This is a genomic window from Exiguobacterium sp. s123, from assembly GCF_018617075.1.
Lineage (GTDB): Bacteria > Bacillota > Bacilli > Exiguobacteriales > Exiguobacteriaceae > Exiguobacterium > Exiguobacterium profundum.
Genome location: NZ_JACSJL010000001.1, coordinates 579,944 through 598,537, shown reverse-complemented (window position 1 = coordinate 598,537; position 18,594 = coordinate 579,944). Strand labels below are relative to the sequence as shown.

22 protein-coding genes and 1 other annotated feature are annotated in these 18,594 nt (G+C 51.6%); of the genes, 18 read left to right on the top strand and 4 right to left on the bottom strand.

Features of this window, described 5'->3' with window-relative positions; all coding sequences use genetic code 11:
* The 10 genes from mreD to KNO72_RS15845 all read left to right on the top strand — a co-directional run bounded on the left by mreD (position 1) and on the right by KNO72_RS15845 (position 7,599).
* Positions 1 to 495, top strand: a complete 495-nt coding sequence (gene mreD, locus KNO72_RS03110) for a rod shape-determining protein MreD (protein ID WP_049759982.1) — start codon at positions 1 to 3, stop codon at positions 493 to 495.
* 5 nt (positions 496 to 500) lie between these two features.
* Entirely contained in the window at positions 501 to 1,169 is a 669-nt protein-coding gene (locus tag KNO72_RS03105; protein ID WP_251024819.1) for a septum site-determining protein MinC, read from the top strand.
* Between the two features lie 5 nt (positions 1,170 to 1,174).
* Positions 1,175 to 2,032 (top strand): septum site-determining protein MinD, encoded by an 858-nt coding sequence (gene minD, locus KNO72_RS03100; protein WP_214757184.1) that lies wholly within the window; start codon positions 1,175 to 1,177, stop codon positions 2,030 to 2,032.
* A gap of 43 nt (positions 2,033 to 2,075) precedes the next feature.
* Entirely contained in the window at positions 2,076 to 3,401 is a 1,326-nt protein-coding gene (locus KNO72_RS03095) for a ribonuclease E/G (RefSeq protein WP_214684631.1), read from the top strand.
* Positions 3,402 to 3,456: 55 nt separating this feature from the next.
* Positions 3,457 to 3,529, top strand: a sequence feature (ribosomal protein L21 leader region).
* A gap of 15 nt (positions 3,530 to 3,544) precedes the next feature.
* A complete protein-coding gene (rplU, locus tag KNO72_RS03090) occupies positions 3,545 to 3,853 on the top strand; it encodes a 50S ribosomal protein L21 (protein ID WP_015881153.1) in 309 nt (102 codons plus the stop codon).
* Positions 3,854 to 3,856: 3 nt separating this feature from the next.
* Complete coding sequence (locus KNO72_RS03085) at positions 3,857 to 4,192, top strand: ribosomal-processing cysteine protease Prp (protein WP_015881154.1); 336 nt, start codon at positions 3,857 to 3,859, stop codon at positions 4,190 to 4,192.
* A gap of 12 nt (positions 4,193 to 4,204) precedes the next feature.
* Entirely contained in the window at positions 4,205 to 4,486 is a 282-nt protein-coding gene (gene rpmA / locus KNO72_RS03080) for a 50S ribosomal protein L27 (RefSeq protein WP_015881155.1), read from the top strand.
* Positions 4,487 to 4,553: 67 nt separating this feature from the next.
* Positions 4,554 to 4,994, top strand: a complete 441-nt coding sequence (locus tag KNO72_RS03075; RefSeq protein ID WP_214684630.1) for a Spo0B domain-containing protein — start codon at positions 4,554 to 4,556, stop codon at positions 4,992 to 4,994.
* Positions 4,995 to 6,284: a GTPase ObgE gene (gene obgE, locus KNO72_RS03070; protein ID WP_015881157.1), complete on the top strand. Its 1,290-nt coding sequence runs from the start codon at positions 4,995 to 4,997 to the stop codon at positions 6,282 to 6,284.
* Between the two features lie 40 nt (positions 6,285 to 6,324).
* Positions 6,325 to 7,599, top strand: coding sequence for a hemolysin family protein (locus tag KNO72_RS15845; protein ID WP_214757183.1), 1,275 nt, complete (start codon positions 6,325 to 6,327; stop codon positions 7,597 to 7,599).
* A 43-nt stretch (positions 7,600 to 7,642) separates the two neighbouring features.
* Here the strand turns inward: KNO72_RS15845 and KNO72_RS03060 are convergent, their stop codons facing one another.
* The 4 genes from KNO72_RS03060 to KNO72_RS03045 form a co-directional block, all read right to left on the bottom strand.
* Positions 7,643 to 8,416, bottom strand: a complete 774-nt coding sequence (locus KNO72_RS03060; protein ID WP_214757181.1) for an NUDIX domain-containing protein — start codon at positions 8,414 to 8,416, stop codon at positions 7,643 to 7,645.
* Positions 8,417 to 8,535: 119 nt separating this feature from the next.
* Positions 8,536 to 9,114 (bottom strand): DedA family protein, encoded by a 579-nt coding sequence (locus tag KNO72_RS03055; protein WP_214757180.1) that lies wholly within the window; start codon positions 9,112 to 9,114, stop codon positions 8,536 to 8,538.
* 107 nt (positions 9,115 to 9,221) lie between these two features.
* Positions 9,222 to 9,761, bottom strand: a complete 540-nt coding sequence (locus tag KNO72_RS03050; protein WP_015881161.1) for a transcription repressor NadR — start codon at positions 9,759 to 9,761, stop codon at positions 9,222 to 9,224.
* Positions 9,739 to 10,869, bottom strand: coding sequence for a cysteine desulfurase family protein (locus tag KNO72_RS03045; RefSeq protein ID WP_214757179.1), 1,131 nt, complete (start codon positions 10,867 to 10,869; stop codon positions 9,739 to 9,741). The genes KNO72_RS03050 and KNO72_RS03045 overlap by 23 nt, the downstream gene beginning before the upstream one ends.
* A 95-nt stretch (positions 10,870 to 10,964) precedes the next feature.
* Between KNO72_RS03045 and KNO72_RS03040 the strand changes: the two genes are divergently transcribed.
* The 8 genes from KNO72_RS03040 to yajC all read left to right on the top strand — a co-directional run bounded on the left by KNO72_RS03040 (position 10,965) and on the right by yajC (position 18,523).
* A complete protein-coding gene (locus KNO72_RS03040; RefSeq protein ID WP_214757178.1) occupies positions 10,965 to 12,398 on the top strand; it encodes an L-aspartate oxidase in 1,434 nt (477 codons plus the stop codon).
* Positions 12,352 to 13,221 (top strand): carboxylating nicotinate-nucleotide diphosphorylase, encoded by an 870-nt coding sequence (gene nadC / locus KNO72_RS03035; protein ID WP_214757177.1) that lies wholly within the window; start codon positions 12,352 to 12,354, stop codon positions 13,219 to 13,221. Before KNO72_RS03040 ends, nadC begins: the two co-directional genes overlap by 47 nt.
* Positions 13,184 to 14,263, top strand: a complete 1,080-nt coding sequence (gene nadA, locus KNO72_RS03030; protein ID WP_214757176.1) for a quinolinate synthase NadA — start codon at positions 13,184 to 13,186, stop codon at positions 14,261 to 14,263. The genes nadC and nadA overlap by 38 nt, the downstream gene beginning before the upstream one ends.
* A 93-nt stretch (positions 14,264 to 14,356) precedes the next feature.
* Entirely contained in the window at positions 14,357 to 14,944 is a 588-nt protein-coding gene (ruvA, locus tag KNO72_RS03025; RefSeq protein ID WP_074037474.1) for a Holliday junction branch migration protein RuvA, read from the top strand.
* Between the two features lie 10 nt (positions 14,945 to 14,954).
* A complete protein-coding gene (ruvB, locus tag KNO72_RS03020; protein ID WP_078146571.1) occupies positions 14,955 to 15,956 on the top strand; it encodes a Holliday junction branch migration DNA helicase RuvB in 1,002 nt (333 codons plus the stop codon).
* Positions 15,957 to 15,959: 3 nt separating this feature from the next.
* Positions 15,960 to 17,018 carry a tRNA preQ1(34) S-adenosylmethionine ribosyltransferase-isomerase QueA gene (gene queA, locus KNO72_RS03015; RefSeq protein WP_371815827.1) on the top strand — a complete coding sequence of 353 codons (1,059 nt, stop codon included), beginning with the start codon at positions 15,960 to 15,962 and terminating at the stop codon, positions 17,016 to 17,018.
* Positions 17,015 to 18,160: a tRNA guanosine(34) transglycosylase Tgt gene (gene tgt, locus KNO72_RS03010; protein WP_015881169.1), complete on the top strand. Its 1,146-nt coding sequence runs from the start codon at positions 17,015 to 17,017 to the stop codon at positions 18,158 to 18,160. The genes queA and tgt overlap by 4 nt, the downstream gene beginning before the upstream one ends.
* Positions 18,161 to 18,244: 84 nt before the next feature.
* Positions 18,245 to 18,523: a preprotein translocase subunit YajC gene (yajC, locus tag KNO72_RS03005; RefSeq protein ID WP_214684889.1), complete on the top strand. Its 279-nt coding sequence runs from the start codon at positions 18,245 to 18,247 to the stop codon at positions 18,521 to 18,523.
* Positions 18,524 to 18,594: the final 71 nt, after the last annotated feature.

The following is an 18,594-nucleotide window of genomic DNA, read 5'->3' as shown; positions in this document are numbered from 1 at the left end:
ATGAAAGTGTTCATCGCCCTGTTCCTCCTTTTTCTTATTGAAGGAACATGGGCATCGATTTTTTCTTGGCACTACGCCACGCCGTTTCTTTTGTTGACGTTGATCGGGTTGATGTTTGTCAGTCTGTACGGTCGATGGGAGACGGCACTCGGGTTTGGGCTTGTATTCGGACTGCTGTATGATATCGTCTACACCGACCTGATTGGAATCTATGTATTTACTTTTTCACTCATTCCTCTCTTAGCCAGCTTCGTGTTAAAATATATAGGTGAGAACTTCTTCTCCGTCACCATTACGTTCACGTTTATGATTCTCGTTTTCACCTTTGCGATTTACGGGATCATGGCGGCGATTGGTGGGACGTTGATGACGATTCAAACACTATTGGTTGAACAGATTCCAGGGACGATGCTCGTCAATGCCATCGCCATCGTGATTCTTTATTATCCGATGACGCGTTATGTGACGACACGCCCTGTTGCGAAAAGAGGGTAGCCATGATGGAGCGTAAACGACACATTACGATTAAAGGACATCGCAACGGCATTGCCATTCACTTCAATCCGAAGAGTGGCATCGACGAGGTGCTTACGGACTTAGAAGCGACATTACAAGAAATGGAGCCGCCGTCCGGAAAGATTGCCCTGAAGTTGCACGCGGGTACTCGTTATATTGACGAGGAGCTGTCACGTCAAATTCGTGAGGTCGTCGCTCGTCATGGCGTTTTTTATATTGAAGACTTGTCGAGCGATGTCATGTTGACAGAAGAAGCGAAAGCGACGTACGGCAGAAAGACATTCCACTATCACAGCGGGACGATTCGGAGTGGGCAAGTCTTGACGTTTGACGGTTCTGTGCTCGTGATCGGGGATATCAATCCTGGGTCAGAGGTCCGGGCGACAGGAAGTATTTATTGTTTAGGGACGATACGAGGAAATGTGCGCGCCGGTGTCGAAGGATGGGAAGAAGCGGTCATTACCGCGAGCCTGCTCCATCCGAAGTTTTTAGCAATCGGTGAACATGTACTCACAGCCGATGACGATGAAGAACTTCCTGAGATTGAGATGGGTTGTGCGTATCAGACGAGTGATGGGATTGAGATGACACGTCTCCGCCACGTCATGACAGGTCTGAAAGACGCATATGCAATGGAATTACAGAGAGGGTGAGTGGAATGGAGCAAGTAGTGGAGCCTGTACATACAGAAAAAGAAGTTAAAAACGGCAGAGCCATCGTCGTGACATCAGGAAAAGGGGGCGTCGGCAAGACAACGACGACCGCCAACATCGGGACGGGGCTCGCCTTGTCTGGACACTCGGTCTGTCTCGTCGATACAGATATCGGATTGCGTAACCTCGATATCATTCTCGGTCTCGACAACCGGAGCATTTATAACCTTGTCGATGTCATCACGGGTCAATGTAAGTTGAATCAGGCGCTCGTCCGCGATAAACGCTTCGAGGAGATGTATTTACTCCCGGCCGCACAGTCGAAAGACAAGACGTCAGTGAATCCTGAACAAGTGAAGGAAATCGTTGACCAGTTGAAGACGGAATATGATTTCGTCTTGATTGACTGTCCTGCTGGAATCGAGCAAGGGTTCATGAACGCGATTGCCGGTGCGGATGAGGCGATCGTCGTCACGACACCTGAAAAGGCGGCGGTTCAAGATGCAGACCGAATCATCGGGATGCTCGAACAAGCGGAACATATCGATGTGCCTAAACTGATTGTCAACCGAGTCAAGAATCATCTCGTCGAATCGGGCGACATGCTCGACATCGATGACATCATGCGCATCCTGTCGATCGACTTACTCGGTGTCGTCATCGACGATGAGGAAGTCATCGCAGCCGCGAACCGCGGTGTCCCGGTCACGATGAATCCGGATAACTATGCCGGGCAGGCGTACCGGAACATCACGCGCCGTATTCTTGGCGAATCGGTCCCGCTCATGTCGATTCAGACGGAGACGGCACCGGTCGGCTTCTGGGCACGACTCATGATGAAATTTGGAATGAAAAAAGCGTAAAGGCAACGGAAGTTGCCTTTTTCTGTCGAAAGGAGTGATGCAGATGAAGCTAATCTACGAACGAACACCTTCCATCGAACGGGCGATGCTCGTGGACGGCGAACGATTACTCGAAGTCGAGGAACGGTTTGTCGACCAACTGTCGGTCGGGACCATCGTCGAAGCCGCAATTGAACGGATCCACCCGTCACTCGGGGCAGCCTTTTTGACGGATGGGGAGACGACATACTTTCTCCCGATCGCAGAGACGCTCCGTGCGCTCGCCTCGTATCCGGAAGTGCCCGCCATCGGGCAAGCGGCAGTCGTCGGAGAAAAGCGACTCGTCCAAGTGACAAAAGAAGGAATCAACGGCAAGCATCATAAAGTGACAGAGAACATTCGATTCGGTGGGCGATATCTTGTGTATTTCCCATTTGGACGTCGTCAACTGTTCAGCCGGAAACTCGACCTCGTCACGCAGGACCGCCTCTCAAAGGCGCTCGACTTAACGGAAGAGGAAGGGGTCTTATTTCGGACGGAAGCCGGACAAGTGGCCCCGGAAGCGTTACAGGAAGAACTGAATCGATTGCGTAACCGTTCAATCGTGGTGATCGAGCAACGGTTCGGGCAAGACGAGCTACTATGCGAACAATTCGTGAGACGTCATGCAGTCGAGTCCGTGCTGTTGAATGACAAAGAAGGGCAAACGCGACTCGAACGATTGGATGTCCCCGTGAAACGTCATATCGGAAAAGGGCGGATGCCTGAAGCGAAACGTCTCGATGGAGCCATCGAGAAACTGGAGAGTCGTGCCGTCTGGTTGGATGGTGGGGCGTTCGTCTTGATCGAACAAGTCGAGACGATGACCGTCATCGACGTGAATAGTGGCAAAAATGTCGCCGTCAAAGACAAGGGGCGTGCGGCCGATACCATCAATGAAGCCGCGCTCTATTCGATCATGGAGCAGTTGCGTCTGCGAAATATCGGCGGCATGGTCATCATCGATTTCTTACGTGGTTCAAAGGAAGGGCAGACCCGTCTCCTTAAAAAGATGAAAGAACTCGGGGCGCGTGACCCACGTCGGGTCGAGGTGTACGGCTTCACACGAATGGGGCTGTTCGAGCTGTCGCGGGAACGGACCGGTCGCTCGATTCAAGACCGGATGTTTCATGCCGGCAAGCCTTCAAAATTGGCCATCTTCTCACAGTTTGAACGGTCGCTCCTTGATTTGAATGATCAGTACGAAGCGGTCGTGCTCTCACTCCCTAAGAAGTGGCATGACGCTTCCTGGCACGAATTTGACATCGAGGTGCATCTCGTCGAAGGGGAGCCGGAGTTCCTCTTTTATGGGACGTCCGAAGAATGTCAGAATTTCTTATCTCGTCGTTGACAATGATTAATCGAGAATGGTATTATCTATAACGTTAGTTCGTTTGGAAGCACCCAAATGGCTACAACCGCACAGAACGGGTTTTTAAAGGTTTTGCCCTGCCCAGGATGGCGAGTCTGAGTTTAACAAGGAGGTGCACGTATATGTACGCAATCATCAAAACTGGTGGTAAGCAAATCAAAGTTGAAGCAGGTCAAGAGATCTACATCGAAAAACTCGATGCTGATGTCGAAGGTACTGTAGAATTCGGTGAGGTTCTTTTCGTTGGTGGTGACGATGTTAAAGTCGGCGCTCCACTCGTAGAAGGCGCTAAAGTTGTCGGTACTGTGGTAAAACACGGCCGCGCTAAGAAGATCACTGTCTTCAAAATGAAAGCTAAGAAAAACTACCGTCGTAAGCAAGGTCACCGTCAGCCTTACACGAAAGTTCGCATCGAGAAAATCGAAGCGTAAGCTATGATTCGGGTCAAGGTAAGACGAGACGAGGCGAAGTCGATTCGCTCCGTCGAAGTGACGGGTCATGCCAATTTTGCAGAACCTGGTTCTGACTTGGTGTGCGCCGGTGTTTCAGCCATCATCTTTGGTGCCTATAACGCCGTCGAAACGCTTGCGGGTCAATCGCTTCTTGTAGAAATGGCAGATCAAACAGAGGGTGGTTACTTTTATGTCGAGACGTATCCTGACTTATCACCGCAGGATATGGAACGCACCCAACTGTTATTAGAAGGGATGCTCGTGCAGTTAGACACGATCGCCCAAAGCTACGGTGAATATATCCAAATTGAACAATAGGAGGTGGACCTCATGTTACAATTGAACCTTCAGTTCTTCGCTTCGAAAAAGGGAGTTGGTTCGACTAAAAACGGTCGTGACTCAATTTCGAAACGTCTCGGTGCAAAACGCGCTGACGGACAAACAGTTTCAGCTGGATCAATCCTTTACCGCCAACGCGGTACAAAGATTCACCCAGGTGAAAACGTTGGCCGTGGTGGCGACGACACTTTGTTTGCGAAAGTTGACGGCGTAGTACGCTATGAGCGTCTTGGTCGCGACAAGAAACAAGTGAGCGTTTACCCAGTCGCGTAAGTTGAACGACGCAGAAGACTCTAGCCACTTATTTGGTTAGAGTCTTTTTTTCTAGGAGAGGATCTAAATGGATTCAGAACAGACACTCGAGCTCTTATCGACCGTCCGTCACGAATGGATGAATCGGCTTCAATTGATCTCGCTCTATGTGGCTCTCGATCCGACTAAGCTCGAGGAACTTTACGAACGCTATCGGAAACAGGCCGACGAAGAGAGTGCGCTCGTTCGTTTGAACGTGCCACAGACGAGCCTAGTCGTGATTCAAGCGAATTGGGAGGGACGGATGACGTATACGATTTCAACCGACCAACTCGCCATCGATGACGCGCGAGTGGCAGAGATGCTTGTCCGCTTGTTAGACAACACGGATGGGCCGATTCATGTGACGTTCACGGACGGACTGATGATTCGCGTCACGGGCACTGTCCCGGACGATGTGAAGGCATCAGCCGATGTGTACGAACAGAACGTAGATACTACTACGTTTCACATAAAGGAGGGGAAATAAATGTTTGTCGATCAGGTTAATATTTTTGTAAAAGCTGGAGACGGCGGAAAAGGGATGGTCGCTTTCCGTCGCGAGAAATACGTTCCAGACGGTGGTCCTGCAGGTGGTGACGGTGGTCACGGTGGGGACGTCATCTTTGAAGTAGAGGAAGGATTGCGGACGCTCGTTGATTTCCGCTATTCGAAGAAGTTTATCGCCCATGATGGCGAAAAAGGGATGTCAAAAGGGATGCACGGACGTAAAGCGAAACCGCTCATCGTCAAAGTTCCACCTGGCACGATCGTGTTCGACGCCGAGACGGATACCGTCATCGCGGACTTGACCGAGCACGGTCAACAAGCGACGATCGCGAAAGGTGGTCGTGGTGGTCGCGGGAACTGTCGTTTTGCGACACCTGCCAACCCGGCTCCAGAAATCGCGGAGAACGGGGAACCAGGTCAAGAACGTGAGTTGCGTCTCGAGTTGAAACTCCTCGCAGACGTCGGTCTCGTCGGATTCCCGTCTGTCGGGAAGTCAACGCTTCTCTCGGTCGTCTCGTCGGCGCGCCCGAAAATCGGTGCGTACCACTTCACGACGATTACACCGAACCTCGGTGTCGTCAAGACAGCGGACGACCGTAGTTTCGTCATGGCCGACCTTCCAGGTCTCATCGAAGGAGCGAGCCAAGGCGTTGGTCTCGGTCACCAGTTCCTTCGCCATATCGAACGGACGAAAGTCATCGTTCACATGATCGATATGAGCGGTATGGAAGGACGCGATCCGTTCGAAGACTACACGACGATCAACCGTGAGCTCGAGTCGTACAACTTACGTCTCCTTGAGCGTCCACAAGTCGTCGTGGCGAACAAAATGGATATGCCGGACGCAGCGGAACATCTTGAAGAGTTCAAGAAGAAGGTAGGGGACGACGTCAAAGTCTTCCCGATCTCGGCACTCGCTCAAGACGGTCTTCGCAACTTGTTAATCGAAGTGGCGAACTTTGTCGATACGACACCAGAATTCCCACTCGATGAGCTCGAAGAGAAGACAGCGACGCCTCGTGTCGTGTATCGTTATGAGAAGGAAGAGAAAGGCTATCAAATCCACATCGATGAATACGATCGCTTCGTGATCACGGGACCTCGTATCGAGAAGCTCTTCAAGATGACGAACTTTGACCATGATGAGTCGATCAAACGATTTGCTCGTCAAATGCGTCAAATGGGCGTCGATGACGATCTTCGTAAGTTGGGTGCCGAGGACGGTAGTGTCGTGGCAATCCTCGACTTCGAATTCGAGTTTGTGGAATAAAAAAATTACTTGTTAAGAAGAAACGGAGTGTGAAGCTAACGTGGACCCTGTGCCCTCGTCAAGTTTAATTCTATATGTAGTTCTCGTCATGTTGTCAGCGTTTTTCTCATCAGCAGAAACGGCGCTCTCGAGTGTGAACCGGGTCCGGATGATTCGGATGGCAGAGGATGGTGACAAAGCCGCAAAACGTGTCCTCAGTCTCGTCGACCGTTTTGATGATACCCTCTCGACGATTCTCGTCGGGAACAACATCGTCAACATCGGTTCGGCGACGGTGTCGACGGCCATCGCCACATCGATTTTCAGTGGGGGAACCGGTCTTCTCGTGTCAACGTTCGCGACGACGGTCATCATCTTGATTTTTGGTGAGATTTTACCGAAATCGCTCGCGAAAGAGTTTGCGGAGAAGTATTCGCTTCTCATCAGTGGAATCCTTGTGTTCCTCGTTAAAGTCCTCAAACCGGTGACGATGATTTTCACCGGCTTGAAGAAGTTGACGCTGCGGATGATCGGGATGAAAGACAAGGAGCCATCCGTCACCGAAGAAGAGTTGAAAGTGCTCGTCGATATGGGAGAAGAGGAAGGTGTGCTCGGAGAGACGGAAGCAGAGCTCGTCCATAGCGCCTTTGCCTTCAACGATATTACGGTCGATGATGTGCTGACGCCACGAATCGATATTCTGGCCGTCGACATCGACGATTCGCTCGATGAAATCAAAGACACGATTTTCAGTGGTGGACATTCGCGTTTACCGGTCTACAAAGACTCGATCGACAACGTCATCGGTGTCTTGTCAGAACGTGACTTCTTGCGTTCGATGATGAAGGATGAAGTGACGGATGTCCGTTCGCTCATCCGACCGCTCACGTACGTGTCACCGCAGACGAAATTGATTGAACTACTTCCGATTCTCCAGCAGAAACAATCTCACATGGCTGTCGTCCTCGATGAATTCGGGGGCACGGCGGGTCTTATCACGTTAGAAGACATGCTTGAAGAACTCGTCGGCGACATCTGGGATGAGCACGACGAATCCGTCGTCTATCTCAGACGTCTCCGTGAAGGGGTCTATGAGTGTATGGCTGACATGAACGTTGATGAATTCGCGGAAGAGATGGGGATTGCAGAACCAGACGTCGATTCCAACACGATGGGCGGTTGGTTCGTTGAATTGCTCGGCGACATCCCGGAGAAAGGTGCACAAGTCACGTATCAAGACATGACGTTCACCGTTCTCCATGTGGAGAAACGCCGTGTCCGGAAACTGTTAGTGGAGACTGGACAATCTCAGCAAGAAGACATACAAGAAGCATAAACAAAAGGGATGATTCGCTATATGCGAGTCATCCCTTTTTGCGTCATACGGATTGGCGCTCAATTCGCTCAATCAATTCATATGGTCGGACTTTATAAATGGCGTAAGGCATGTATACGGGATCGATCGCATCGAGGAAGCGCATTTGGAAGTGCTCCCGTTTGATGTAGTCACCCACGTTACTTGCGTCGACTTTATAGAAGCCAACTTCCTGTGTCTCGCCAGCCTGCGGTCTGAGGTCACCGGATACATATTTTGCGCGGAACGTGACACAGAGGACGCGGGAGGACACGTTTTGATAGATTCCCGTGATGCCTTCCACCTCGATTTTCACGCCCGTTTCCTCGTCCACTTCACGATGGATGGCGTCAACGAGTGACTCGTGTTCTTCGACTTGTCCGCCAGGCATCTCGAACGAGTCGTTCCGATGCATGTTTTTGACGAGGAGAACCTCACCCGCTTCATTCGTGATATACGCTGTCACACAGACAATCGTACGTGGTGGCGTATAGTGACCGGTCGGCATCATGAACTCTTCGCTTGACTTGATATACAGCTCTTTTCCAAGGCGAGCCCGCTGTTTCATGGCGTCTCGTCGCAACGTACTGCCACGATAATCCCGCTCGACTTGCTCATAGTGTTCACGGTCCCGGTATTCCCATAGTGCCATGACCTCGGACTTGTCTTCGGTCACCCAGCGTCCGACGAGACGGGCGCCATGCGACGCCTGGATCGGGTAAATGTATGTATGGAAAAAGTCGGTGAATTCTTGCAGGCGTTCAGGTCGAATCGTATACGTCTTACGGCGATGGAACATGATGATTCCTCCTTTTTCGTTGTGCGGTGTCCTATATGTGTGACCGCGATTCGCTTACATGGTTCTTATTCGACAGATGTGAGCGTTTCCCTTTCCAACAAAAAAAGAATCAGCGCAAGTCAAGCTGATTCTTTCACACGTTTTGGTTGCTGACGAACATGTCGAACGACGAGGATAATCCCGACAGCAAGAGCCAAGAAGGGGATGACATCGTCCATGAAGTGGCCGATCATGCGCCAGTTGCTACCAAGCATCATCCCGACATGGATGAAAAGGAATGACCAGACGGCGAAAATCAAGGTCGTCACCGACAAAAACTTACGGAACGATAGACGCATCACCCCGGCGCTCACGGCGAATAATTGACGCCAAAACAGGCTGAGACAGACGATCCATGCACCGTATTTCTCAAACCAGCGCTCGGCCCGGAGTTGCTTGTCTTGCCGAATTCGAAAATACCGATACAGTTTGAGCGCGACGGGACGCCCACCATATCGACCGATCCAGTACAGACCGATTTGGCTGAGCGTGAAGGAGACCCACGCCAGTAGGAACGTCAGGAAGAAGGGCGCGTCATGCGAGTCGACGAGGAAGCCTCCGTATGCGAGAACGAGTTCGTTCGGGATGAATTGGACCAAGATACCGATGGGAATGCTGAAGACCCCACAGATGGCGAGTAGATGCTCGAGGACGTTCAAGACGTAGCCCTCCTTTCAAATGATTTCAGGAAAGATGTTCCATCCATCAGTATAACGGACATGACTGAAAAGAAAAAGAAGAGATGTCACATATTCGTGACGTCTCTTCAATCTAATTCGGATACGAGAATCCCGAGGCGGTCCAATTCTTTCACCGCAGCATCGATTGCCTCTTTATGGTCTGATTCGAGCGTATGGATATGGAAACCACCCGTCAACTGGGAGAGTGGGGAAGCCCCATGCGTCTTCACACGTTCGAGGAAGGCACGGACGTCGCGGCGACTCTTCACCATGAGTTGTCCCGTGATGGACCCGTATACAGGATGGTCGATGATGACGTCTTTGATGGTGACCCCTTCATCGACGATGGCGTTCATCTCCGCCTCCATCTCTTCTGCCGTATGACGACAGGCTACCTTTTTCGAATAGGTGGATGGGGTGAGGTCTCCGTGCAAGTAGACGTACCCACGAGCGGTCGCAACGATTTGATGACCTTTCGCTTTTAGTAACGATAGGTCTTGGACGATGACCTGGCGACTGACGGATACATGTCTTGCCAGTTCAGATCCTGTGATCGGCTCATTGCTCGATTCAATCAATTGTAATAGTGTGCGACGGCGTTCTTCACCGGCTAAACGTTTGTTCATGATGTTCGACTCTCCTTGCTAAAATGACGATGGCATCGGCGAGGGCCGATGTGTCTTCGGCGGTCGTTTGCGCGCCGAAGGAAATACGGACGAGTCCATGACAGGCGCTCGTCTCATATCCGAGTGCTTCGAGCATGCGATTTGGTCCATTTTGACCTGCTCGACATGCCGACCCAGCCGATACTTGGAACCCGAGATCGTCGAGCTCGGTCATCCACCATTGTCCGTCGCGTTGATGGGAGACGAAGGAGAAAATGGCGGGACTTTGTTCATCAAACTCGAGCCAATGGACATGCGCTGACGTCTTCTCTTTCAAGATAGCACGAAACGCCATGAAATTTCTCTGAAAACGTGTCAATTGTTCCTGACGTTCTCCGAGTGCTTTTGCAAAGGCACTGATTCCAGGAACGTCAATCGTTCCGGGACGAATCCCGTATTGATGATGCCCCGGATAGTATGGGGGAGGAATCAGAAGTTCCATGTAGAGGGCACCGACTCCTTTCGGTCCACCCACTTTGTGGGCACTGAACGAATAGGCATCGATGCCTTCGACAGAAATCGGGATTTTCCCGAGTGCCTGGACCCCGTCCACATGGAAGAGGATTTTCTTATATTTCAAGAGGCATTGGATGTGGTGGAGCGGTAACACCCAACCCGTGTCGGAATTGACGTGCTGGAGCGTGACGAGCCCGATGTCACGGTCGAGTAGGTGGGTGAACGCATCCAAATCAAACTTCCCATCCTTCAGTTTCAACCGATGAACGATTATCCCTTCCCGCTCCCATTCTTCAAGTAAGAGGGCGACGGAATCATGCTCATGCCAAGACGTGATCACCTCTTTGCCCTTCATCCGTTTACGCAAGCTTGTCAGTGCGATGTAATTGCTCTCCGATCCACTTCCAGTGAATAATAATTTTCCTCGTAACATATCAAGCCCGAGCGCCTGTTTGATCAAGCGTCGTGCCTCTGTCAAATAATCTTCTGCCATATAACCTTGGGTATGGAGTGATGATGGGTTCCCATAAACGTTTTTGGCCATCGCCACGTAATGGTCTAATGCTGCATGTGTCATCGGGTGTGTAGCGGCGTAGTCGAAGTAGCGGTTCATCATGGACTCCCCTTTTCTCATGTTGTCTTCTACACAAAATTATGCGAAACTAGTTTACAAGTCAACATTACATATGAAAAACAGGTGATGTACAAGTGTCTTTACACATAGAGAAAACTGACATTTTGATTATCGGAACGGGACTTGCCGCCGTCGCAACGGCTTTGCATCTACCAACATCATTCTCTGTTCTTCTCGTCTCAAAAGGTGAGATGACAGAGAGCAACTCCGATTTGGCACAAGGCGGGATTGCGAGCGCGTATCTTGAGAAATCGAGTACGGCCCATAAAGAAGACACGATGCTCGCCTCTAAAAACACGTCGTGCGCTGAGCGCGTCGACATTCTCGTAGAAGAAGGTCGTCAAGCGATTGAAGAAATGGAACGATTCGGTGTCCGGTTCGACCGTGAAGAGGACGGCTATGCCCTCGGACGTGAAGGCGCGCATCGATTGAATCGCATCTTTCATGTCGGTGGCGACGAGACGGGACGCCATGTCATGAGGCAATTGCGTCACTCGTTACCCGATAACGTGAACGTATTGGAACGGGTGCTCGTGCACGATCTCATCACGAGAGACGGGAAAGTCGTCGGCGCGATGGCGTTTCGGGATGAAGTGCCCATTCGAATTGAAGCCGGCGCTGTCGTATTGGCGACAGGTGGCATCGGTGGGCTGATTGATTGGACTTCAAACGCGCGTACCGTGACCGGTGACGGTCTCGTTCTGGCAAATCGATGTGGGGTCAAGCTGACACATTTACAGCGGATCCAATTTCATCCCACCTTACTGGCGACCGACGAGCCTCATCTCGTGACGGAGGCACTCCGGGGAGCCGGAGCGACGCTCGTTGATGACGAAGGGAATCACGTGATGGCGCATCATCCGCTCGGGAGTCTCGCTCCTCGTGATGACGTGGCGCGGGTACTGACAGAACGAATGGGAACGGTGTATCTCGATACGACAAACGTGACACGGCTTCGTGAACGGTTTCCGAAGCTTGCGTTGACATGTGACAAACTCCAGATCAATCCTCGCCGCATTCCGGTACGTCCTGGCCTCCATTTTCATATGGGTGGAATCGAAGTGGACGACATGGGACGGACAGACGTTGACGGATTATATGCCGTCGGTGAAGTGGCGGATGCGGGCATACATGGGATGAATCGTTTGGCCTCGAACTCACTTTTGGAATGTTGGGTGTTTGGAAAACGAGTCGCGCGGGCGGTGCGATTGAATCAGACGACCACGGCGACGAAGGAGACGTTGGTGTACGACATCTCACCTGTGGCATTTCAAGCGTTACGTACTCAAATTGGAAGATGGTTGACGATTTCACCAAGTCTTGATGAATTGAAAGGTTTCTTACAAAATACCCAAACGTTGACCATGACGAAACACGTGACAAGACAATTAAGTGAACAAACTTTACAACTTGATGCGGCGCGTCTTCTCGCGCAAAGCATCCTCGAAATGGAGCGGTATGATGAACACGATATACCTACGCGAACAGCTACGTCAGTTCTTGATTGAAGATATCGGTTATGGGGACCTATCGAGTGCGCTGATTGATGGACAGGACGAGTCGATCGCAACGATTGTCGCCAAAGAACAGGGCATTTTCTGTGGGAAGCCAATCGTAGAAGAGCTGGCAACCATGCAGCGGCTTGAATTGGCCTCTTGCCAAGAAGACGGGAGAGCGGTTGTCCCTGGAGACGAGCTCGTCGTCTTGAGAGGGAAGACGCGCGCGATTTTAGAGACGGAGCGTGTGCTGTTGAATGTCATCCAACATGCGAGTGGGATTGCGACGATGACACGACAGTGCGTGGACGCGTTACACGATGACGCGATTCACGTGACCGATACACGCAAGACGACCCCGGGACTGCGGATGATTGAAAAGTACGCCGTACGTGTGGGCGGGGGATACAATCACCGTCTAAGACTCGATGACGCCGTCATGATCAAAGACAATCATATCGTCGCACTTGGTGGCGTGACGAACGCGATTCAAGTCGCACGAGAACGTGTCGGCCATACGACCCCGATTGAAGTCGAGGTCGAGTCGTTCGAACAACTGATGGAGGCGGTTCAAGCCGATCCGGACATCGTGATGCTTGATAATCGGACGCCAGATGAATTGAGAGAATGGGTCCGTCATATACCGACGCACATCAAAATTGAAGTGTCTGGTGGCATCACGCTCGACACGATTGACGATTATCGAGGCATTCGCATCGATGTCATCTCGCTCGGGCAATTGACTCATTCGGTACGCGCGTTCGATTGCAGTTTGAATTTACAAGGAGGAATGAAAGATGCAACTACTCGGAACACTCCCACCGACGTACGCTAACCTGTCAGTGGAGGAGATGGAGACTCGGATTCAGGCGGTCAAAGACCGACTCGGGACTCGTCTCTTTTTACCGGCCCATCATTATCAAAAAGACGAGGTCGTTCAATTCGCGGACGCGACAGGGGATTCGCTCCAGCTCGCACGACTCGCAGAACAGATGAGCGAAGCCGAATTCATCGTCTTTTGTGGTGTCCACTTCATGGCAGAGACGGCAGACATGTTGACACGGGACGATCAGATTGTCGTCTTACCTGATATGCGTGCCGGCTGTTCGATGGCAGACATGGCCGATATCGATCAGACGGAGATTGCTTGGGAAGAACTGACAGAACGATTTGGAGAGGACATCATCCCGATTACATACGTCAATTCAACAGCGGCCATCAAAGCGTTCGTTGGTCGTCACGGTGGGGCGACCGTCACATCGTCGAACGCCCATGAAATCGTCCGGTGGGCGCTTGAGGCAGGTGAACGCATCTTGTTCCTTCCCGATCAACATCTCGGGCGGAACACGGCGTATGATCTCGGCATCCCACTCGAGGCGATGGCTGTTTGGGATCCGCTCCGTGAAGAATTGGTCGCGGAGGGAGATGACGAGCAAGTGAAAGTCATCTTATGGAAGGGACACTGTTCTGTCCATGAGAAGTTCACGGTATCGCAAATTCAGGCGTTCCGTGAGCGTGAGCCGGATCGTCGCATCATCGTCCATCCGGAATGTACGTTTGACGTCGTCCAGGCTGCGGACGAGGCGGGATCGACATCGTATATCATCGACAAGATTGACGCGAGCGCACCGGGGACGAAGTGGGCGGTCGGAACGGAGATGAACCTCGTCAACCGTCTGGCGGCGACGTACCCACACCTCGATATCGTTTCATTGAACCCGTTCATGTGTCCGTGCCTCACGATGAATCGAATCGACTTGCCACATCTATTGTGGGCGCTCGAGTCGCTCGAGACGGACCCTGTGAACGTCATTCGCGTCGATCATGAGACGACAGAGTGGTCGAAACGTGCACTTGAACGAATGCTTGCACGGTGATCGCTTCAGGACAGGTAAACGCCTGTCCTTTTTTCGTGTCGCTCATTATGGTACAATAAATGCAGTTTTTCCGACCGAAAAGGAGAGTACACTGTGATTGAATTCGTAAAAGGACCCGTCGCCTATGTGTGTGCGGAATATATAACGTTAGATGTCTCGGGCGTCGGCTACAAAGTACATGTGCCTAACCCGTTTTTTTATCGTGAACAAGACGAACATGTAATCGTGTTTACGCATCATTATGTGCGTGAAGACCAACAGACATTATACGGTTTCCGGTCACGTCGCGAGCGTGAGCTGTTCAATAAACTCCTTAGCGTGAGCGGGATTGGACCAAAAGGTGCGCTTGCCATCGTCGCGTCCGGCGATATCGACGCATTGATCGATGCGATTGAAACCGAGAATGAGAAATATTTAACGAAATTCCCGGGAGTCGGGAAGAAGACAGCCAAACAGATGGCGCTCGACTTGAAAGGGAAGTTATCTGAGCTCGCACCGGATTACGTGCCGAACGAAGGGTTGTTCGCCCAAGGTGCATCTGAACTCGATGAGGCGTGTGAGGCGCTCGTCGCGCTCGGCTACTCTGAACGGGAAATCCTAAAAGTCCGCAAAGCATTGAGCGGAGAAATATTGACGACCGACGCGTACATAAAACGCGCGCTACAGCTGTTACTGAAATAAGGAGGAAGCTATGGACGAACGATTGTTGTCACAATCTCATCAGCAATATGAAGACTCTGAAGAGTGGAGCTTACGTCCGCAGCGCTTCGAGCAATATATCGGGCAAGAAAAGGCGAAAGGCAATTTGTCGGTCTTCATTCAGGCCGCCAAACTTCGAAGTGAGACGCTCGACCACGTGCTCTTATACGGTCCCCCGGGACTCGGGAAGACGACGCTCGCCCAAATCATCGCCAACGAGATGGGCGTCGGGATCAAGACGACCGCCGGCCCGGCGATTGAACGACCGGGTGATTTGGCTGCGATTCTCTCGACCCTCGAGCCGGGGGATGTCTTGTTCATCGACGAGATCCATCGCTTGAGCCGGACGATTGAAGAAATTCTTTATCCGGCGATGGAAGACTACTGTCTCGACATCGTCTATGGGCAAGGGGAGATGGCTCGTAGCGTCCGCATCGACCTACCACCGTTTACGCTTGTCGGCGCGACGACACGAGCAGGGATGTTGTCGGCGCCTTTACGTGACCGTTTCGGTGTCACGTTGAAGCTCGAATATTACGAAACACATGAGTTAGCGGCCATCGTCAGCCGGACGGCCCAGTTGTTCCGTCTCTCGATCTCACCTGAGGCGAGCGGTGCGATTGCGAAACGCTCACGAGGGACGCCACGAGTTGCAAACCGTCTCTTGCGTCGTGTCCGTGATTTCGCACAAGTGGCTGGTACGAAAGAAATCGATCCCGTGCTCGCATCTGATGCGCTCGACCGGCTACACGTCGATGCGCTCGGACTCGATGAAGTTGACCATCGATTGCTTCGGGCCATGGTGGAGCGGTTCGGAGGTGGACCGGTCGGGCTTGAGACGCTCGCTGCGACCATCGGTGAGGATGCTCAGACGATTGAGGATGTCTATGAGCCCTATTTATTACAACAAGGATTCTTGCAGCGCACGCCGCGAGGACGGATGATCACACAGTTTGCCAAGTCGCATTTTGGTTATGAAGAGGAAGAGGAGTAAGTTATGCAAGACATTCAATTGAACGTAAACGATTATGATTTTGAATTGCCAGAAGAGTTGATCGCGCAAGTCCCATTGCTCGATCGGACGAGCTCACGCTTGCTCGTATTAGACCGCGAGACAGGGGACATCGAGCATCGTCATTTCCGTGACGTGCTCGATTACTTGAACGAAGGGGATGCGCTTGTCGTCAACGATTCGCGCGTCTTACCGGCACGTCTCTTTGGGGCGAAGCAAGAAACAGGCGGGAAAGTCGAACTGCTCTTGTTGAAACAGACGGAAGATGATGTATGGGAAGCACTTGTCAAACCGGCGAAAAAAGTTCGCGTCGGGTCCATCGTCGAGTTCGGGGACGGTCTTCTCCGTGCGGAATGTGTCGAGGAACTCCTAGAAGGCGGACGTCGATTCAAGTTTGACTACGACGGCATCTTCTATGAGATTTTAGATGAGCTTGGAACGATGCCGCTCCCACCGTACATTCGCGAACAACTCGATGACCAAGACCGCTATCAAACGGTCTATGCCCGTGAACGAGGCAGTGCGGCCGCTCCGACAGCCGGTCTTCATTTCACCGAGGAACTGCTCGAAGCAGCGAAAGCGAAAGGGGTTCGGTTGATCCCGCTCACCCTTCACGTCGGTCTCGGGACGTTCCGTCCGGTGACGGCTGATTCGATCGAGGAACATACGATGCATAGTGAATATTTCGAGTTGTCGGCTGAATCGGCAGCTGCGCTTCGAGAGATTCGAGCGAATGGCGGTCGCATCTTTGCGGTCGGGACGACATCGACGCGCACGCTTGAGACGATCATGCGAGATCACGGGGACTTCGTCGAGTCATCGGGCTGGACGGATATCTTTATTTACCCTGGTGTTGAGTTAAAGGCAATCGATGGATTGATCACGAACTTCCATCTCCCTAAATCAACGCTCGTCATGCTCGTCTCGGCGTTCGCGACGCGCGACATCATCTTACACGCTTATCGGACTGCGGTCGCAGAACGATACCGCTTCTTCAGCTTTGGAGACGCGATGCTCATCACGAGGAAGGAAGTATCAAAATGACAAAACATGCAGTCACATACGAACACATCCACACATGCAAACAGACCGGAGCGCGGCACGGAATCGTCCATACGCCGCACGGGTCGTTCGAGACACCGGTCTTCATGCCGGTCGGGACGCAAGCGAGCGTCAAAACGATGGCACCTGAACAGGTCAAGGCGATGGGTGCGAACATCATCTTGTCGAACACGTATCACCTTTGGGTTCGTCCAGGACATGAGGTCATCAAACAAGCCGGTGGACTTCATAAGTTCATGAACTGGGACGGGGCAATCCTCACGGACTCGGGTGGATTCCAAGTGTTCTCACTGGCCGACCTCCGAAACATCCAAGAGGAAGGCGTACATTTCCGTAACCATTTGAACGGAGACAAGTTGTTCTTGTCACCAGAAAAAGCGATGGAGATTCAAAATGCCCTCGGCTCTGACATCATGATGGCATTTGACGAGTGCCCGCCTTATCCGGCGACACATGAATATATGAAAAAATCGGTCGAGCGGACGAGCCGTTGGGCGGAACGTTGCCTCGAGGCACACGAACGTCCAGAAGACCAGGCGCTCTTCGGCATCATCCAAGGTGGAGAATATGAGGACCTTCGTCGTCAAAGCGCCCAAGACCTCGTCTCACTTGATTTCCCAGGATATGCGGTCGGTGGTCTCTCGGTCGGTGAACCGAAAGACGTCATGTATCGTGCCCTCGAATTCACGACGCCGCTCATGCCAGAGAACAAACCGCGTTATTTGATGGGCGTCGGCTCACCGGATGCGTTAATTGAAGGATCGATTCGCGGAATCGACATGTTCGACTGTGTCCTTCCGACACGTATTGCACGAAACGGAACGCTCATGACGTCGAAAGGTCGCGTCACGATCAAACAAGCGAAGTACAAGACGGACTTCGGTCCAATTGATGAGAAGTGTGACTGTAATACGTGTAAGAACTACTCGCGTGCGTACGTTCACCACTTGATTCGTGCGGATGAGATGTTTGGTCTTCACTTGTGTACGACACACAATCTTCACTTCCTCGTGAAGTTGATGGAGCAGGTTCGTCAAGCGATTCGTGAAGACCGCTTGCTCGATTTCAAAGAAGAGTTCTTCGAAGAATACGGCTACAACAAGCCGAACGCGAAGAATTTCTAAGCAATCATGTCGGACATTGTGTGACAATGTTTCAGTTTCACGGTATAATGAACCTGATATTGAAGGAAAGGGTGAATGTTACTCATGGAAACACTCGTTGCGTTATTACCAATGATCTTGATTTTCGTCGTATTTTACTTCCTTTTGATTCGTCCACAGACGAAACGCCAAAAAGAAGTACAAGCGATGCAAAACGCCCTCGAGCGTGGCGACAGCGTTGTCACAATCGGTGGTTTACACGGCGTCGTTCATCAAATCGAAGACACACATGTCGTTTTGAAATGCGATCAATCGCTTCTCCGCTTCAACCGAAGCGCAATTGCGGAAGTCGTGAAAAAAGCGAATGCCTCATTTGAGGAATAAGCAAGTAAGCGTCTGACCATCGTGGTCAGACGCTTTTTTGTGTGGCTAGAAATTGGGGGAGGATTCTTCGA

Excerpts from the sequence above, each read along its gene's own strand:
- mreD (WP_049759982.1), top strand. The coding sequence starts at position 1 with ATGAAAGTGTTCATCGCCCTGTTCCTCCTTTTTCTTATTGAAGGAACA.
- KNO72_RS03105 (WP_251024819.1), top strand. The coding sequence starts at position 501 with ATGGAGCGTAAACGACACATTACGATTAAAGGACATCGCAACGGCATT.
- minD (WP_214757184.1), top strand. The coding sequence starts at position 1,175 with ATGGAGCAAGTAGTGGAGCCTGTACATACAGAAAAAGAAGTTAAAAAC.
- KNO72_RS03095 (WP_214684631.1), top strand. The coding sequence starts at position 2,076 with ATGAAGCTAATCTACGAACGAACACCTTCCATCGAACGGGCGATGCTC.
- rplU (WP_015881153.1), top strand. The coding sequence starts at position 3,545 with ATGTACGCAATCATCAAAACTGGTGGTAAGCAAATCAAAGTTGAAGCA.
- KNO72_RS03085 (WP_015881154.1), top strand. The coding sequence starts at position 3,857 with ATGATTCGGGTCAAGGTAAGACGAGACGAGGCGAAGTCGATTCGCTCC.
- rpmA (WP_015881155.1), top strand. The coding sequence starts at position 4,205 with ATGTTACAATTGAACCTTCAGTTCTTCGCTTCGAAAAAGGGAGTTGGT.
- KNO72_RS03075 (WP_214684630.1), top strand. The coding sequence starts at position 4,554 with ATGGATTCAGAACAGACACTCGAGCTCTTATCGACCGTCCGTCACGAA.
- obgE (WP_015881157.1), top strand. The coding sequence starts at position 4,995 with ATGTTTGTCGATCAGGTTAATATTTTTGTAAAAGCTGGAGACGGCGGA.
- KNO72_RS03060 (WP_214757181.1), bottom strand. The coding sequence starts at position 8,416 with ATGTTCCATCGCCGTAAGACGTATACGATTCGACCTGAACGCCTGCAA.
- KNO72_RS03050 (WP_015881161.1), bottom strand. The coding sequence starts at position 9,761 with ATGAACAAACGTTTAGCCGGTGAAGAACGCCGTCGCACACTATTACAA.
- KNO72_RS03045 (WP_214757179.1), bottom strand. The coding sequence starts at position 10,869 with ATGAACCGCTACTTCGACTACGCCGCTACACACCCGATGACACATGCA.
- nadC (WP_214757177.1), top strand. The coding sequence starts at position 12,352 with ATGAACACGATATACCTACGCGAACAGCTACGTCAGTTCTTGATTGAA.
- nadA (WP_214757176.1), top strand. The coding sequence starts at position 13,184 with ATGCAACTACTCGGAACACTCCCACCGACGTACGCTAACCTGTCAGTG.
- ruvB (WP_078146571.1), top strand. The coding sequence starts at position 14,955 with ATGGACGAACGATTGTTGTCACAATCTCATCAGCAATATGAAGACTCT.
- queA (WP_371815827.1), top strand. The coding sequence starts at position 15,960 with ATGCAAGACATTCAATTGAACGTAAACGATTATGATTTTGAATTGCCA.
- tgt (WP_015881169.1), top strand. The coding sequence starts at position 17,015 with ATGACAAAACATGCAGTCACATACGAACACATCCACACATGCAAACAG.
- yajC (WP_214684889.1), top strand. The coding sequence starts at position 18,245 with ATGGAAACACTCGTTGCGTTATTACCAATGATCTTGATTTTCGTCGTA.